The organism is Roseobacter sp. HKCCA2468, from assembly GCF_037805105.1.
Lineage (GTDB): Bacteria > Pseudomonadota > Alphaproteobacteria > Rhodobacterales > Rhodobacteraceae > M30B80.
Window position 1 is genome coordinate 323,497 of sequence record NZ_JBBLYN010000001.1, and the last position, 16,519, is coordinate 340,015.

16 protein-coding genes and 2 tRNA genes are annotated in these 16,519 nt (G+C 57.3%); 10 read left to right on the top strand and 8 right to left on the bottom strand.

The window, feature by feature from the left end:
* Positions 1-103 precede the first annotated feature (103 nt).
* The 3 genes from AAC620_RS01650 (at position 104) to AAC620_RS01660 (ending at position 657) form a co-directional block, all read left to right on the top strand.
* The gene (locus AAC620_RS01650; RefSeq protein WP_340242525.1) at positions 104-319 is read left to right on the top strand and encodes a superinfection immunity protein; all 216 of its coding nucleotides are present in this window, start codon (positions 104-106) and stop codon (positions 317-319) included.
* Between the two features lie 149 nt (positions 320-468).
* Positions 469-545 (top strand) — tRNA-Asp (locus AAC620_RS01655).
* Between the two features lie 35 nt (positions 546-580).
* Positions 581-657: transfer RNA gene (locus AAC620_RS01660), tRNA-Asp, on the top strand.
* Between the two features lie 36 nt (positions 658-693).
* On the opposite strand, the gene mnmA is transcribed toward AAC620_RS01660, so the two are convergent.
* Positions 694-1,839 (bottom strand): tRNA 2-thiouridine(34) synthase MnmA, encoded by a 1,146-nt coding sequence (gene mnmA, locus AAC620_RS01665; RefSeq protein ID WP_340242526.1) that lies wholly within the window; start codon positions 1,837-1,839, stop codon positions 694-696.
* A 135-nt stretch (positions 1,840-1,974) separates the two neighbouring features.
* On the opposite strand from mnmA, the gene sciP reads away from it, so the two are divergent.
* The 5 genes from sciP to AAC620_RS01690 all read left to right on the top strand — a co-directional run bounded on the left by sciP (position 1,975) and on the right by AAC620_RS01690 (position 7,701).
* On the top strand, positions 1,975-2,334 hold the full coding sequence (gene sciP, locus AAC620_RS01670) for a CtrA inhibitor SciP (protein ID WP_340242527.1): 360 nt from the start codon (positions 1,975-1,977) through the stop codon (positions 2,332-2,334).
* Between the two features lie 93 nt (positions 2,335-2,427).
* Positions 2,428-3,132 (top strand): response regulator transcription factor CtrA, encoded by a 705-nt coding sequence (ctrA, locus tag AAC620_RS01675; protein WP_317654974.1) that lies wholly within the window; start codon positions 2,428-2,430, stop codon positions 3,130-3,132.
* Positions 3,133-3,195: 63 nt separating this feature from the next.
* Positions 3,196-5,385, top strand: a complete 2,190-nt coding sequence (ligA, locus tag AAC620_RS01680; RefSeq protein ID WP_340242528.1) for an NAD-dependent DNA ligase LigA — start codon at positions 3,196-3,198, stop codon at positions 5,383-5,385.
* 3 nt (positions 5,386-5,388) lie between these two features.
* Complete coding sequence (gene recG, locus AAC620_RS01685; RefSeq protein ID WP_340242529.1) at positions 5,389-7,488, top strand: ATP-dependent DNA helicase RecG; 2,100 nt, start codon at positions 5,389-5,391, stop codon at positions 7,486-7,488.
* A 90-nt stretch (positions 7,489-7,578) separates the two neighbouring features.
* Complete coding sequence (locus tag AAC620_RS01690) at positions 7,579-7,701, top strand: hypothetical protein (RefSeq protein WP_317654970.1); 123 nt, start codon at positions 7,579-7,581, stop codon at positions 7,699-7,701.
* 173 nt (positions 7,702-7,874) lie between these two features.
* On the opposite strand, the gene AAC620_RS01695 is transcribed toward AAC620_RS01690, so the two are convergent.
* Positions 7,875-8,321, bottom strand: a complete 447-nt coding sequence (locus AAC620_RS01695) for an iron-sulfur cluster assembly scaffold protein (RefSeq protein WP_340243575.1) — start codon at positions 8,319-8,321, stop codon at positions 7,875-7,877.
* An 87-nt stretch (positions 8,322-8,408) separates the two neighbouring features.
* Here AAC620_RS01695 and hisI point away from each other — a divergent pair, with 87 nt between their 5' ends.
* Complete coding sequence (hisI, locus tag AAC620_RS01700; RefSeq protein ID WP_340242530.1) at positions 8,409-8,780, top strand: phosphoribosyl-AMP cyclohydrolase; 372 nt, start codon at positions 8,409-8,411, stop codon at positions 8,778-8,780.
* Here the strand turns inward: hisI and gluQRS are convergent.
* The 4 genes from gluQRS to gyrA all read right to left on the bottom strand — a co-directional run bounded on the left by gluQRS (position 8,777) and on the right by gyrA (position 14,739).
* The gene (gene gluQRS, locus AAC620_RS01705) at positions 8,777-9,643 is read right to left on the bottom strand and encodes a tRNA glutamyl-Q(34) synthetase GluQRS (RefSeq protein ID WP_340242531.1); all 867 of its coding nucleotides are present in this window, start codon (positions 9,641-9,643) and stop codon (positions 8,777-8,779) included. The genes hisI and gluQRS overlap by 4 nt on opposite strands.
* Positions 9,627-10,976, bottom strand: a complete 1,350-nt coding sequence (trmFO, locus tag AAC620_RS01710) for a methylenetetrahydrofolate--tRNA-(uracil(54)-C(5))-methyltransferase (FADH(2)-oxidizing) TrmFO (protein ID WP_340242532.1) — start codon at positions 10,974-10,976, stop codon at positions 9,627-9,629. The genes gluQRS and trmFO overlap by 17 nt, the downstream gene beginning before the upstream one ends.
* 54 nt (positions 10,977-11,030) lie before the next feature.
* A complete protein-coding gene (locus tag AAC620_RS01715) occupies positions 11,031-11,783 on the bottom strand; it encodes a hypothetical protein (RefSeq protein ID WP_340242533.1) in 753 nt (250 codons plus the stop codon).
* 181 nt (positions 11,784-11,964) lie between these two features.
* Complete coding sequence (gene gyrA, locus AAC620_RS01720) at positions 11,965-14,739, bottom strand: DNA gyrase subunit A (protein ID WP_340242534.1); 2,775 nt, start codon at positions 14,737-14,739, stop codon at positions 11,965-11,967.
* Between the two features lie 253 nt (positions 14,740-14,992).
* Between gyrA and AAC620_RS01725 the strand changes: the two genes are divergently transcribed.
* Positions 14,993-15,283 (top strand): usg protein, encoded by a 291-nt coding sequence (locus AAC620_RS01725; protein WP_317654963.1) that lies wholly within the window; start codon positions 14,993-14,995, stop codon positions 15,281-15,283.
* Between the two features lie 20 nt (positions 15,284-15,303).
* Here AAC620_RS01725 and AAC620_RS01730 read toward each other — a convergent pair whose 3' ends face one another.
* Both AAC620_RS01730 and AAC620_RS01735 read right to left on the bottom strand, forming a co-directional pair.
* Positions 15,304-15,801 (bottom strand): disulfide bond formation protein B, encoded by a 498-nt coding sequence (locus AAC620_RS01730; protein ID WP_340242535.1) that lies wholly within the window; start codon positions 15,799-15,801, stop codon positions 15,304-15,306.
* The gene (locus AAC620_RS01735) at positions 15,798-16,379 is read right to left on the bottom strand and encodes a YqaA family protein (RefSeq protein ID WP_340242536.1); all 582 of its coding nucleotides are present in this window, start codon (positions 16,377-16,379) and stop codon (positions 15,798-15,800) included. Before AAC620_RS01735 ends, AAC620_RS01730 begins: the two co-directional genes overlap by 4 nt.
* Positions 16,380-16,519: the final 140 nt, after the last annotated feature.

A 16,519-nucleotide genomic window follows, 5' to 3' on the forward strand; every position in this document is an offset into this window, starting at 1 on the left:
TAGCTCAAAATATAAATTTGTCTAATGTTTTGCGGATAAAGTGAATATCGACATTGCAGTGGAACGGGCGCAGCATAATCTGGGATGAACGAAAGGCGGATGAATGACAGGTGATCCACGTTTAGACGGGTTTCTGGCGACCTATGCGATTGTGATTGTCGCAGCGTTCTTCTTTCCAACCCTCGTGGCCATCCTCCGTGGCCATAAGCGCACCATTGGCGTTTTCATTCTGAACATCGTGGTGGGATGGACGGGATTGGGCTGGATTTTACTGCTGGCCTACGCGTTATTGAGCGAGGCAAAAGCGCAGCCGAGGTAAGCTCTGAACTTTCCCCGCGCATATGCGGTCAAACGCAAATTTGCTTTTGCGCATTTTTTGCGCCAATCGCGCCAAAGGAGGCCTTGACGGGGCAGGGCGCGCAGCATAGACACCCTGCACGCTACAGGGTTGCCTGTGGCCGATGGTGAGCGGTTGTAGCTCAGTTGGTTAGAGTACCGGCCTGTCACGCCGGGGGTCGCGGGTTCGAGCCCCGTCAACCGCGCCACCACCATCGCGCCCCAAAAGTCCCTGTTCGTCTGCGCGGTTGTAGCTCAGTTGGTTAGAGTACCGGCCTGTCACGCCGGGGGTCGCGGGTTCGAGCCCCGTCAACCGCGCCACTTCTTCCTTAGATACACGAAAAATGCGCGGGCGGTTTACCCTTTGTGGATCCATCCACCGCCAAAGATTCGGCTGCTGTTCTCATCATAAAAGACACAGGCCTGACCAGGGCTGACACCTTCTTCGGCGGTCAGCAATTCCACCATCGCGGTTGTCGGGGATGTCGGATGGATCAGGGCCGCGCGCGGTGGGCGGGTTGAGCGAATTTTGACCGCAACCTCGCGGGTTCTTTCGCTGTCAAAGGGCGTATCACCCAACCAGTTGATTTCGCGCACGGGGATATGGCGGGTCGCCAAGGCCTCCTTGGGGCCGACCACGACATGACGCGCCTCTGGATCAAGTTTGACCACATATAACGGGTCAGCCAGCCCCCCAATGCCAAGGCCGCGGCGTTGGCCGATTGTGTAATGGATCACGCCATTATGTTGGCCCAATACACGGCCTTCCATATCCACGATATCGCCCGGATCCGCCGCGCCGGGGCGCAATTTTTCAATCACACTGGCATAGTCGCCATTTGGCACAAAGCAGATATCTTGGCTGTCTGGCTTATCAGCCACGGGCAGTCCGTATTTATGGGCCAGTTTGCGGGTTTCTTCCTTAGACGCCAGATGACCAAGGGGAAAGCGCAGGAAATCCAATTGCGCTTGCGTGGTCGAAAACAAGAAATAGGACTGATCGCGCGTTGCATCTGCGGCGCAATGAAGCTCTGCTTTCTCAGCCCCCATTTTGCGTTGAATATAATGCCCCGTGGCCATGCAATCGGCCTCGAGTTCTTGTGCGGTGGCAAGCAGATCTTTGAATTTCACGCGCTCGTTGCAGCGGATGCAGGGCACAGGCGTGGCCCCTGCGAGATAGGCATCGGCGAATTCGTCAATCACCGCATCCTTAAAGATATTCTCGTAATCCAGGACATAATGCGGAAAGCCCATATTTTCGGCCACACGGCGCGCATCGTGAATATCGCGCCCTGCACAGCAGGCCCCTTTTTTTGCCAAGGCCGCACCGTGATCATAAAGTTGCAGGGTGACGCCCACAACATCATAGCCTTCTTCGGCCAATTGGGCCGCCACAACCGAGCTATCCACCCCCCCAGACATAGCCACGACAACCCGCGTCTCCTGCGGGGGTTTGGCAAAGCCAAGCGAGTTGAGCGGCGCATTGGGGCGGTCAAGGGGCATGTCGATCTCCAGGTGATAGGGCGAAATATAGGAAAATCTTATCTATTCACAAGGGGCTGAAGGCTTGGACGCTTACCTTGCCTTAAGGCTTGGGGGGTTAGCCCTAGGCCTGCGTTCGTGAATAAGGATAAGGTTATGTATATCCGCAAACCCAAAGGCCCTGTCAGCGTCACGCTGCCTAATGGTCAGCAGATGACCCGTGCAGATTTGCCCCCGGCAGACACCACAAGGTGGGTCGCAAGCCGAAAGGCATGCGTGTTGCGGGCGATTGCCACGGGCCTTATTTCACGGGACGAGGCACTGAGCCGTTGGGATCTGTCGGCGGAGGAATTGGACACTTGGCTTGCCAAGGCCAGCCGCTATGGTGAGGCGGCGCTCAAGGCCACAGCGGTGCAAAACTATCCACGCGAGCAGGGCACAAAATCACCCGCCGCTGGCTCTGCCGCGCGCCCGCCATCAGGCGAGCAAAGATTGAGTTGGCCGCAGTCAAAATAAATAATATATGTAAATTATACATATTTTGCATTAAAGCTAAATTAACCTTTTGACGCGATTGTCCTCTTTAAGCGAGTATTAGGAGGTTAGAAGATGCGGCTTCTCTTGGTTGAAGATGATCCAACCACCGCGAAAAGCATCGAAATGATGCTGCGGCATGCCAATCTGAATGTCTACTGCACCGATTTGGGTGAGGAAGGCATCGATCTGGCCAAGTTATATGATTACGATCTGATCCTTTTGGATCTGAACTTGCCTGATATGACGGGCCTAGAGGTGCTGCGCCAATTGCGTATGGCGCGGGTTGATACGCCGATCCTGATCCTGACAGGCGCAGATGATACCGATAGCAAACTCAAAGGATTCGGGTTTGGCGCTGATGATTACCTCACCAAACCCTTCCATCGCGAGGAACTGGTGGCGCGCATCCATGCCATTATCCGCCGCTCAAAGGGGCATGCGCAATCGGTGATCAAAACCGGTGAGATTTGCGTCAACCTTGATGCCAAAACGGTCGAGGTGGCGGGGCGCGCGGTGCATTTGACGGGCAAAGAATACCAAATGCTTGAGCTGCTATCGCTGCGCAAAGGCACGACATTAACCAAAGAGATGTTCCTCAATCATCTTTACGGCGGCATGGATGAGCCAGAATTGAAGATCATTGACGTTTTCATCTGTAAACTGCGCAAAAAACTGTCCGAGGCTTCGGGCGGTCAGAACCATATTGAAACGGTTTGGGGGCGTGGTTACGTGCTGCGTGACCCGCATCCAAAGGCCGCTTTGGCTGCCACGGCTTGATCTGCGCTAGACCTCTGCCGCTGCTGCCCATATCTATAGGGCAGCAGTCAGGCGAGGCGGTCTATGTCAGAAGAAGATCAAAACACGGGCGCAGGGGTATCCCTCTTAGGGCGCGATCAGGCGGCACAGCGTTTGGCCGAATTGGCCGATATTTTGGCGCGCGCCAATAAGGATTATTTCCAAGAAGACGCGCCCACCCTCAGCGATGCGGAATATGACCGCCTGAAACGCGAAAACGCGGATCTTGAGGCGCGGTTTCCCGATCTGATCCGCGGCGATAGTCCGAGCGCGCAAATCGGCGCCAGCCCTGCCGAGGGCTTTGGCAAAATCACCCATGCCGAACGTATGATGTCCTTGGCCAATGCCTTTGACGAGGCCGATGTCGCGGAATTTATCGCGGGCATTCAGCGCTATTTGGGCCTGTCTGATACCACGCCCTTGGTCTTTACCGCCGAGCCAAAAATCGATGGGCTGTCCCTGTCTTTGCGCTATGAAAACGGCGTTTTGGTGCATGCCGCCACGCGCGGCGATGGGGAGACGGGCGAAAACGTCACCGCCAACGCCCGCACGATTGCCGATATTCCGCAGGCCATCCACCACCGCGATTGTCCCGATATTCTCGAAGTGCGCGGTGAAGTTTACATGAGCCACGCAGATTTCGCCGCGCTCAACGCGCGCGCCGAGCAGGCAGGGGGCAAAACCTTTGCCAATCCACGCAATGCGGCCGCAGGATCGCTGCGCCAATTGGATGCCGAGATCACCCGCGCCCGCCCGCTGCGGTTTTTCGCCTATGCGCTTGGGGTTGTCTCCGCTCCGCTTGCAGACACGCAATTTGGACTGATTGCGAAATTGCGTGATTTTGGATTTCAGACCAATCCCTTGACCATTCGCTGCGAGAGCCTTGAGGCGATTATCGCCCATTATCAGGCAATTGCCCATGATCGCGCGGGTCTGGGCTATGATATTGATGGGGTGGTCTACAAGCTCGATGATCTGGCCTTGCAGCGCCGCTTGGGGTTACGCGCCACCACCCCGCGTTGGGCCATTGCGCATAAATTCCCCGCTGAACTGGCATGGACGCGGATCGAGGCGATTGACATCCAAGTGGGGCGCACAGGCGCGTTGTCGCCCGTGGCGCGGCTTGCCCCCGTGACAGTGGGCGGTGTGGTTGTCTCGAATGCAACGCTGCATAATGAGGATTACATCGCAGGCCGCAACAACACAGGCGAGGCGATCCGCGCCGGGCGCGATATTCGCGTGGGTGATTTGGTTCAGGTCTATCGCGCGGGTGATGTGATCCCTAAAATTGCCGATGTGGATGTCACGCAGCGCCCTGCGGATGCGCAGCCCTATATCTTTCCCAACACATGCCCCGAATGCGGATCAGAGGCGCATCGTGAGGAGGGCGATTCCGTGCGCCGCTGCACGGGCGGGCTGATCTGCCCTGCCCAAGCGGTCGAGCGCCTGAAGCATTTCGTCTCGCGCGCGGCCTTTGACATCGAGGGTTTAGGGGCGAAGCAAGTCGAACAATTCAACAAAGACGGATGGATCACCGAGCCTGCCGATATTTTCACCCTTGAGGCACGCTATGGCAGTGGTATCCAGCAGCTTAAAAACCGCGAGGGGTGGGGGGATAAATCTGCGCAAAATCTTTTTGCGGCGATTGCAGAGAAACGTCAAATCCCCCTTGGCCGTTTGATCTTTGCCTTGGGCATCCGCCATGTGGGCGAAGTGGCGGCCAAGGATTTGGCCGAACATTTCCGCAGTTGGGCTGCCTTTGACGCGGCCATTCATGCCGCCCGCCTTGAGCCTGCCGCAACAGCGCCTGACGCCAAATCGCGCAAAAAATTGCTTGAGGACAGCCCCGCATGGGCCGAAATCACGGGGATTGATGGCATCGGGGATACAGTTGCCACAGCGCTCTGCGAGGCATGGGCGCAGCCGCGTGAATATGCGTCAATCGAACGGCTTGTGGCCCATCTTGAGATCCAATCGCCCGCTATTCGTGATGTGTCGGGCAGCCCCGTGATGGGCAAGACAGTGGTGTTCACGGGCAGTCTCGAAAAGATGACCCGCGCAGAGGCCAAATCGCGTGCCGAAAGTTTGGGGGCCAAGGTCGCAGGTTCGGTTTCTGCCAAAACCGACCTTTTGGTTGCAGGGCCTGGGGCAGGATCAAAGGCCAAAAAGGCCGCAGAATTGGGCATTGAAACCATTGATGAAGATGCGTGGTTGGCCCTCATTGGGGATCTTTAACCCATGGCCGCGCAGGGCCGACCAGAGGTTTTGTTCGGGCTCTTCTCGCGCCTTGAGGGCCTATCTGGTATCGGCCCCAAAGCTGCGCAGGCCTTGGGGCATCTTCATATCGAAACCCCGAAAGATCTGATTTACACCTTGCCCGTGGGTGTGGTGGATCGCCGCCCCGTAACGCGCCTTGCTGAAATCACCCCACCGCGCATTGCCACGCTAGAGGTTGAGGTGATCCGTCACCGCCCGCCCCCGTCCCGCGGGCGTGGGCCCTATCGGGTCACGGTCACCGACAGTCAAACCGCCTTTGATCTGGTATTTTTTCACGCGCGTGCGCCCTATCTCGAAAAGCTTTTGCCCATAGGCGCGCGGCGTCTGATCTCGGGCAAGGTTGAGCTTTTCGATGGGATTGCGCAAATCGTGCATCCTGATCACATCCTGCCCGTTGAGGAGGCGGAAACCCTCCCCAAATTCGAGGCGATTTATCCGCTTGGGCAAGGGTTGACGCAAAAGATCATGGCGCGCGCGATTGCCGATGCCTTGCAAGCCGTGCCTGACCTGCCCGAATGGATTGATCCCGCCCTAAAGGCGCGCGAGGGGTGGCCCGATTGGGCTAATGCGATGCGGGCACAGCACCATATGCAATCGGCCAGTGAGGCCGCCCCCAATGCCAAGCCGCGGCTGCGTCTGGCCTATGACGAATTGTTTGCCCATCAATTGACCCTTGCCCTTGCGCGGGCGCGGGCCAAGCGGCGCAAAGGGCGGATCAGCCAAGGCGATGGTGCGCTGCGGGCCAAGGTTCTGCAAAGCTTGCCCTACAGCCCCACGGGCGCACAGACCCGCGCCATTGCGGAAATCGTGGCCGATATGGCCGCGCCCGAACGGATGAGCCGCCTGTTGCAGGGCGATGTTGGGGCGGGCAAAACCCTTGTTGCCTTGATGGCGCTTTTGGCGGCGGTCGAGGCGGGGGGGCAGGGGGTGATGATGGCGCCCACCTCGATCCTTGCGCAACAGCACGCCGCCAATCTGCGCCCCTTGGCCGAAGCGGCAGGTGTCGTGCTTGAGGTTCTCACAGGGGCGGATAAGGGGCGCGAGCGGGCCGCAAAACTGGCCGCCCTTGCGCGCGGCGATATCGCGATCTTGGTCGGCACCCATGCCGTGTTTCAAGAGGATGTTGAATTTGCCGATCTGCGTTTGGCGATTGTGGACGAGCAGCACCGCTTTGGCGTGCGCGAACGCCTGCGATTGGGGGAAAAGGGCGCTTTGGCGGATATGTTGGTGATGACGGCCACGCCCATTCCCCGCACCCTGAGCCTTGCGCAATATGGCGATATGGATCTGTCGATCTTGGATGAAAAACCCGCCAATCGTCAAAAGATCACCACGGCCTTGGTGTCCGAGGCACGGATGGATGAGGTGGTGGCACATTTGCAAAAGGCGGTGGCAGAGGGCCAGCAAGCCTATTGGATTTGCCCATTGGTTGAGGAATCCGAAGTTTACGAGGCCACCGCCGCTGAAGAACGCTTTAAATCCTTGCGCGCACGACTGGGCGAGGGGGTGGTGGGCCTTGTCCATGGGCAGATGAGCAGCCCTGAAAAAGATGCGGCCATGACCGATTTCAATGAAAACCGCACCAAGGTTCTGGTGGCCACCACGGTGGTTGAGGTGGGGGTGGATGTGCCAAATGCCAGCATTATGGTGATTGAACAGGCCGATCTTTTCGGCATGGCGCAGCTCCATCAATTGCGGGGGCGTGTGGGGCGCGGCAGCCGTGCATCGACTTGTGTGCTGCTTTATCGCAATGGCCTGACAGAAACGGCCAAGCGCCGCTTGCATGTCCTGCGCGACACGGATGATGGCTTTGTCATCGCAGAAGAAGATTTGGCCATTCGCGGCGCAGGCGATGTGATTGGCACGGCGCAATCTGGTCTGCCGCGGTTTCGCGTGGCCGATCTGGAACAACATGGCGGCTTGATGGCGATGGCGCAAAGCGATGCGCGCGCGCTTTTGGCGCGTGATCCATCGCTTGAGGGGCCGCGCGGTCAGGCCGCACGCACCCTGTTATGGTTGCTCGAGCAAGATAAGGCTATTCGCCTGATTTCGGCGGGCTGACCCGCTTTGTTCACAAATGTTCTCAAAAAGTTCTTGACGACTCGCGTCAGGGTATGAGAACAATCAGGCAACATTAACGGGAGATGGCCCATGTTGTCAGATGTAAAAACGATTATCACGCGTTCATCCACCACGCTTTTGGCCGATCTTTGCGGGGCGATGTCCCTTGTTGTTTTGGCGATGGGGCTGCTGCATCTGCCGCAATTTTTCTAAGTTTTCTGCCTGCGGTTCAGGTTTCGGGGGTATGCGCCCCTTTGGCATCATGATCCTTGCCTCGGATCTGTCCCCAATGCCGATAGGCCGCGCGATCCCCCAATCGCACGGTTGAAACGATACACCGCATCACTATAACCGCCCCTTTGCATTGCCCTGCAGGGGCGGTTTTTTTAGGGGTCTTCGGCGCGCTCTATCGCCTCAAGGGTCGCTTCGAGTGACAGCATGATAGAGGCGTGACGATTGCGATAATCGCGGGCGGGGGTCAGCACCTCATAACCCTCAAATGGGGCCTCTGGCCCGTTCCCCTCACCTTTGAGCATGGCGGCAAGCGCGTCTCGGGCGGCGGCAATTTCGGCGTGGTTGCGGCCCAGAATATGGGCACCCATCAATGCGGCGGAGGCCTGACCGAGTGCGCAGGCCTTTACATCTTGGGCAAAGCGGCTGATCCGCCCCTCGGCGATATCCAAATCCACTGTAACGGTTGATCCGCAGAGCGGGGCCCGCCGCTTTACACTAGCCTGTGGCGCCTCAAGCCGCCCGTGATGCGGAATATCCGCCGCCAATGCCAGAATTCGCTGCGAATATAGCTGCACCAAATCGGATTTTGTGTCGCTCATCTCAGCCATGCGCGTCTCGGCCCCTTCCATGATCTCCCCCCAAGAGCTAGTTTGAACAAGACGATTTGGAAAGGGTGAGATGTGGAAATGACGGGTGCTGTGGAATTTGACCCAGATAGCCTGCGCTATAATGAGGCGGGTTTGATCCCTGCGATTGCGCAATGCGCCGAGACGGGCGATGTGCTGATGATGGCATGGATGAACCGCGCCTCCCTCGAAAAAACCCTAGAAACAGGCAAAGTCACCTATTGGAGCCGCTCGCGCGCGGCCTTTTGGGTTAAGGGTGAAAGCTCGGGCCATGTGCAGGATTTGGTTGATCTGCGTGTGGATTGTGACCGCGATTGTCTTTTGCTCGTGGTGCGGCAAACGGGGCCTGCCTGCCACACCAATCGCCGCAGCTGCTTTTACACCGCGATCCGTGAGGGGTGCGAGGTCGAATTGATGCAACCCGAGGGCTAAAGCCCGACCATTTTACGAATATCAGCAGGGGTTTTTCCTGCATCCCGATAAAGGGCAATAGCGCGCGCATCATCGCGCTTGGCCAGACGTTTGCCCTGCTCATCACGGATCAAGGCGTGATGATGATATTGCGGCACAGGGTAGGCCAACAGATTTTGCAAAATCACATGGATTGCGGTTGCCTCAAATAAATCTTCGCCGCGAATGACATGGGTTACGCCTTGTGCCGCGTCATCAACCACCACGCTGAGATGGTACGAGCTGCCCATGTCTGGCCGCGCCAATACAGGGTCGCCAATATGGGCCAGCGCGCTATCGCGCGTGATCTCATGCCGCCCCTGATGGCGTGGCCCTGTTTCTGTGAAACGCATTTGCGCAAGGCGCTCAAAGGCGCGCGCCAGATCAAGGCGTAAGGCGGCCCCTTCGGCCTCGGCGGCACTGGTCACAGTCTGGCCGCGGCAGGTGCCAGGATAGATGCGCCCATCTGGCCCGAATGTGGGGCCCCCTTCCTGCGGGGCGGCACTGGCCGCCTCTATGTCCCGCCTGCGGCAGGTGCAGCGATAAATCAGGCCCTGTTGCGCCAATTGATCCAAAGCGGCGCGATAGCGGGCCATCTGCTCGGATTGCCGCATCACGGGCAGGGGCCAAGACAGCCCCAACCATGTTAAATCATCATAAATTTGCGCCTCCCATTGCGGGCGGGCGCGGGATTGGTCGATATCCTCAATTCTGAGCAAAAATTGCCCCTGCGCCGTTCGCGCCATGTCATGGGCCAGACACGCACTATAGGCATGGCCCAAATGCAAAGGCCCCGTGGGGGACGGGGCAAATCGGGTGACACAGCTCTTAGGCAGGGAAGGCATCAAGCCATGCGCGCCAATCTGTCTTAGCGCGATCCGTATAGGCCTTATAGCGGTCTTTGCGTCCGCGCCGCCCCGATTTCAGGCCTTCAACCGGGGGAAAAAGACCGAAATTCACGTTCATCGGCTGAAAGGTTTTCGCCTCCGCCCCGCCTGTGATGTGATGGATCAAGGCCCCCATCGCGGTGGTATTGGGCAATTCGGGCGGGGTGAGGCCGCGCAATTCTGCCACCGCGTAGCGCCCCGCAAGCAGCCCCATTGCGGCCGATTCAACATAGCCCTCAACCCCCGTGATTTGGCCCGCAAAACGGATATGCGGCATAGATTTCAACCGCATTTGCGCATCGAGAAGCGTGGGGGAATTGATGAAGGTGTTGCGATGAATGCCGCCAAGACGGGCAAATCGTGCCTCCTCCAAACCCGGGATCATGCGCAACACCTCGGTCTGTGCGCCGTATTTCATTTTGGTTTGAAAGCCCACGATATTGTAAAGCGTGCCCAGTTTATTGTCGCGGCGCAGCTGCACCACAGCCCAAGGTTTCACATCGGGCTGATGCGGATTGGTTAGGCCCACAGGTTTCATCGGCCCGTGGCGCAGGGTTTCGCGGCCCCGTTCTGCCATAACCTCAATCGGCAGGCATCCATCGAAATAGCCCGCCGTTTCGCCTTCGTGAAATTCGGTTTTTTCTGCAGCCAGCAGGGCATCGATAAAGGCCTCATACTGCTCGCGCGTCATGGGGCAGTTGAGATAAGCGCGCTGCTCTTCTTCGGTTTCGCCCTTGTCGTAGCGCGACTGCATCCACGCCCGCGACATGTCGATACTTTCGGCATAAACGATGGGGGCAATCGCATCGAAAAAGGCAAGGCTGTCTTGACCTGCCTCTTTGGCAATGGCCTGTGCCAGCGCGCCTGATGTCAACGGGCCTGTTGCGATGATCCAATGGCCTGTTTCGGGCAGGGCGCTGATTTCCCCGTCCTCAATCGTAATATTGGGATGCGCGCGCAGACGCGCTGTGACGGCTTGGGCGAAAGCATCACGATCCACCGCCAATGCGCCCCCTGCGGGGAGGCGGTGGTGATAGGCCATTTCCATAATGAGGCCACCCGCCGCGCGCATTTCCCAATGCAAAAGGCCGACCGCGTTTTGTTCGTGATCATCCGAGCGGAAGGAATTGGAACATACCATTTCCGCCAAATGCCCAGTTTGATGGGCAAATGTGCCAATCTTTGGGCGCATCTCATGGATGACGACCTGTTGACCAAGCTCTGCGGCCTGCCAAGCGGCCTCAGAGCCCGCCATGCCGCCGCCAATGATATGAAGCGCGTTATCTGACATGGGCGCTTCTTAGATCAAAAGCGGGGCAGGGTGAAACGGGTTTTTTAGGGGGCGTTACAGGCCGCGCGCCACCACAGGCAGGAATGGGTCTGCAAAGGGCAGGGGCGTGTAAACAGGGCGTTTTCCCAAGGCGATCTCGACCCCAAGACGGAACTGGCCTCTATCGCGCAAGGCGGGGTTGGAGAAGTCTTCAAAACCATAGCTTGCCGTCACCGCAACTGCACCGCTGGGATCCAGCCATTGCACACCAATTTCGCCAGTGATCTGCGTTGTGGACAGGCGCAATTCGTCAAATTCGGCAAGTCCGATTTGCGCAAAGCCCTGCCATGAGGGGCCTAGATCAAGTCGGATCTCACCACCTGCAAAAAGCACATCTGCATCCCCAAGGGGGCGTGTTGCCATGGCGCTGTCGCGCAGGCCAAACCCGCCATAAGCCCCCAATCCAAGCCCTGCAATTTGACGGCGCCCTTGAATGCCAAGCCCACCCCAGCGGCTGCTTTCATTGTTGAGGTCGGCCAAATAGGCAAAAAGACCATAGCGCCGATCAGCGGCAGGGATGAGGTGTAGGCCTGCCCGAACGGCGCCAATAGTGCCGATTTCGGTATCGGCCAGATCAAAATTCAGCTCAAACCCGTGATGCGCGGTAATCGCGTAATCAAGATTGAGATGCGCCCCATTTTGGTCAGCACCCGTGCTGTTAAGGCCAAGCGTTGCGGCGCGCAGGCCCAAATTATCGGCATGCGCCATATCCGCAGCCAAAGAGGCTAGACCGAGGCAAAGGCAAAATTGCGAGATTGGTGCAGCCATCAGAACGCGCTTTCAACAAAGGTTCTTTTGCAAATGGCGCATGGTGAAGAAAAAATATATATGAATTATATCATATGGTTAATGGCCGCAATTTATCTAAAATCTTAAGGGCCGCACGCGCCTTGGCGGTGCGGCCCTTGATGTGGGTCGTAAATTTTTTGGGTTTGAGCGGGCCTGAGATTTAGGTGTCTGCGTTGGCCTCGGCCGCATCCGCATCCGCCGTGGCGGTGTCCTCGTCATCACCTTCAACGATGCGCGCGACTGATACAACGGTTTCGCCTGCCTTTGTGTTAAACACCTTCACCCCACCTGCCGAGCGTGAGCGGAATGAGATGCCCTCAACAGGCACGCGAATAGATTGGCCCGTTGATGAGGCGAGCATGATCTGATCGGTCATCTCAACCGGGAAGGCCGCAACCAATGGCCCGCCGCGCATCGCCTTGTCGATGGCCATAACCCCCATGCCGCCACGGCCCCTGAAAGGGTAATCATGGCTTGAAGATAATTTTCCAGACCCGCTTTCTGTAATGGTCAGGATCAAATCCTCTGAGGCGCGCATTTCGGCAAAGCGTTTAGGGCTAAGGGTGCCTTCGGCCACCCCGCCCTCATCCTCGTCCGTTTCGACCTCATCTTCGGGCGCACCCGCCAAGGCGCGGCGCTGTTTGAGATAGGCGGCACGCTCAGCAGGGTCAGCGGTGAAATGGCGGATCACGGCCATGGAAACCACAGATTCCCCATCACCCAAACGGATGCCGCGCACGCCTGTGCTGTCGCGGCCCTTAAAGACGCGGACATCGGTGCAAGAGAAGCGGATTGCTCGCCCCCCTTCGGTGACCAACATCACATCGTCTTCCTCGGTGCAGATGCGCGCATTCACAAGGCTGACTGTCCCATCTTCGGGCAGTTTCATTGCAATCTTGCCGTTTGATTTCACATTGGTGAAATCCGACAATTGGTTGCGGCGCACATCGCCTGCGGATGTGGCAAAGATGATTTGCAGATCGCCCCAATCTTCCTCGGGGCGGTCAACGGGCATGATCGCCGCAATCGTAACCCCCACAGGAATGGGCAGGATATTCACAATGGCCTTGCCTTTTGATGTGCGGCTGCCAAGCGGCAAGCGCCATGTCTTGAGCTTGTAGACCATCCCATCGGTGGTGAAGAACAAAAGCTGGGTGTGGGTATTGGACACAAAAAGCGATGTTACGACATCGTCTTCCTTGAGGCTGCCGCCCGATAGCCCTTTGCCGCCGCGTTTTTGTGCGCGGAATTCAGCCAAGGCCGTGCGCTTGATATAGCCACCTGCGGTGACGGTCACGACCATGTCTTCGCGTTCGATCAGGTCTTCGTCATCCATGTCGCCAGACCAATCGACAATCTCGGTGCGGCGCGGCACGGCGAAGGCCGTTTTCACCTCGGCCAATTCTTCCGAGATGATCGCCATGATCCGATCACGGCTGGCGAGGATGGCAAGATATTCTTTGATCTTTCCTGCGAGTTCCTCCAACTCATCCGTCACTTCCTTGACGCCAATTTGGGTCAGGCGTTGCAGGCGCAGTTCCAAAATCGCGCGCGCCTGCGCCTCGGAGAGGTTATAGGTGCCGTCCTCGTTCATCGTATGGGTCGGGTCGTCAATCAGACGGATATAGGCGGCAATATCCGCCGCAGGCCAGCGCCGTGTCATCAAGGCTTCGCGCGCCGCGGCCGCATCTGCGGAGGCGCGGATCGTGGCCACAACCTCATCGACATTGGAGACGGCAACCGCCAAACCACACAGAATGTGACTGCGTTCGCGTGCTTTGTTCAACTCAAACGCGGTGCGGCGCGCCACGACCTCCTCACGGAAGGCGATAAAGGCGGTCAGAAAGCCCCGCAAATCCAACTGCTCGGGCCGCCCGCCATTCAGCGCCAACATATTGCAGCCAAAGGAGGTCTGCATCTGGCTAAAGCGGAACAATTGGTTCAGCACCACATCAGGGGTGGCATCGCGTTTCAACTCGATCACAACGCGCACGCCATTGCGATCAGATTCGTCCGCCACGCCTGAGATGCCTTCGACCTTTTTCTCGCGCACCAATTCTGCAATGCGTTCGATCATCGAGGCCTTGTTCACCTGATAGGGGATCTCATCAATAATGATGGCAAAGCGGTCTTTGCGAATTTCCTCAACATGGGTGCGCGCGCGAATGACCACGCTGCCGCGTCCCTCGGTATAGGCCCGCCTCGCGCCAGAGCGGCCCAAGATGATCCCGCCTGTGGGGAAATCGGGGGCAGGAATAAACTCGATTAACTGTTCCGAACTGAGGTCGGGATCTTGGATCAAGGCCTGACAAGCATCAATCACCTCGCCCAAATTATGGGGTGGGATATTGGTGGCCATGCCAACCGCAATGCCGCCCGCACCATTGACCAACATATTGGGAAAGCGCGCAGGCAGAACGGTGGGTTCCTTTTGCTTGCCATCATAATTGTCTTGGAAATTGACCGTGTCCTTGTCGATATCGGCCAAAAGATAGGCGGCGGGTTTGTCCATGCGCACTTCGGTATAGCGCATGGCGGCGGGGTTATCGCCATCCATAGAGCCGAAATTGCCCTGACCATCGAGCAGGGGCAGGGACATCGAAAAGGGCTGCGCCATCCGCACAAGCGCGTCATAGATCGCGCTGTCGCCATGGGGGTGATATTGGCCCATCACATCGCCCACGGGGCGCGCAGATTTCCGATAGGCCTTTTCATGCGTATTGCCCGTTTCATGCATCGCAAACAAAATGCGGCGATGCACTGGTTTGAGGCCATCGCGCAAATCGGGGATCGCGCGGCTGATGATCACCGACATCGCATAATCGATGAAGGATGTTTTCATCTCATCGGCGATATCAATCGAAGGGCCAGAATGCGGGTGCCGCGCGGGGGGCGTGGCGGGGTCATTCTCGGGGGTTTCGGGCGTATCTGTCACTGTGCGGGCCTGCTGTCTTTGCGATCTTGTTCTGCGATGACATGCTGCACCTCTTGGCACAGCTATATTTTGTTATCTGACACTATAGACCCCCGCGATATAGGGCGCAATGCTCCTGTCAGGTGAATTGGCCTTTGACGGCCTGCCGCTTGTTATCAGCCACCATAGGGTGCTGCTAATGCATTGTTTTTGTTGATTTTTAATTTGCATTTGCAATCATGAGGCATCATGAACCAAGCAAGGGAAAGTGCAGATGACTTGGGGGTCTCGCAACAGTGATGAAACCGCAACGGGGCTGATGCTTGAGGGGTATGGGCTGACCACGGCGGAATTTTACTATCGGATGCCTGATTATCGTAATGTTATCAACGTGTTCATCTGGCAGGATTACGATCTCGCGCCAGATTATCCCCGCATTTTCGGCTTTATTGATTTCTGGAAGCGCGAGATCGAGGCGCCGTTGCATTCCGTGCGTTTTGCGCATCGGCGGCTGATTTCTGACGGGTCATGGCGCAATGTCGTTGAGGAGATTTCCTATCACTAGCCCACGGGACAGGCCTAGGGCTACACTTTGGCCGTTGCGGCCTTGGCCCAGATTACGAACAGGGCCAAGCAAATCAGGCCATTCCATGAGGCCATCGACAGGCCCGCAAAAGCCCATGCCACCTCGTCACACATAACAATCGCAGGCGCGGTGTCTGTTGACAGCAGTTCATTCGCCGAAAGCGACAGGATATCTTCCGCGCCCCCCGTGCAGGAGGTTGGGCCTTGCCACCACCCGCGCTCAACCCCTGTGTGATACAGCGCGATCCCTGCATTCACGAGCATTGCGCCCGCCCCAATCAAGGCCAAGCCGCGCGCCAATTTGGGGGCAATGGCGGCAATGATTACGATGAACAGCGCAACCAGTGCAGCGCCCGCATGGGGCCAGCGTTGCCATAGGCACATGGCGCAGGGCGCAAGCCCGCCAAGATACTGAAACCCAAAAGCGCCCGCCAATGTCGCGGCAGACCCAAGACCCGCGAGGGCCGATAATTTTGGCAAATTCAGATCCCGCATCATCCTATGAACCTCACAGCATAAAACCCGCCAAGCAAGATGATGATGAACACTGTAAACATCAGCCCCAGACGGCGCTCAATAAAATCGCGCAAAGGGGCGCCGAATTGGCGCAGCAATGCCGCGATGACAAAGAATCGAATCCCCCGCGCGATGATCGAGGTGACAATGAATGTCCCCAAAGGCAGACCTGTCCACCCTGACATGATGGTGATGACCTTATAGGGGAAGGGGGTTAGCCCCGCGATCAATACGGGCCAAAACCCAAGATCATTGAAGCGCGTGTTAAACTCGGCCATTGCATCGGCCTTGCCAAGGGCCGCCAAAATCGGCGCGCCAATTTGGTCATAGAACAGCGCACCAATCGTATAGCCTGCAATCCCCCCCAAAACTGAGGCGATTAAGCAGACAGAGGCAATTAAAAAAGCCCGATTGGGCCGCGCAAGGATCATTGGGATCATCAAAATATCAGGGGGGATGGGAAAGATTGAACTTTCCGCAAAGGACACAATCGCCAAGGCCCAGAGGGCGTGGCGATGACCCGCCAAACCCATTGTCCAATTATAGAGCCCGCGCAGCATCGCAACTATCCTAATATCGCCCCAATGTCAGAGGCGATGCCCGACAGGGCGGAAAAGGTCAAGCCAAAGCCAGATGACATGATTGTGACAAAACGCTTGACGGATCGTTGCAAATGATAAAATGTCGCAGGCACATTGAA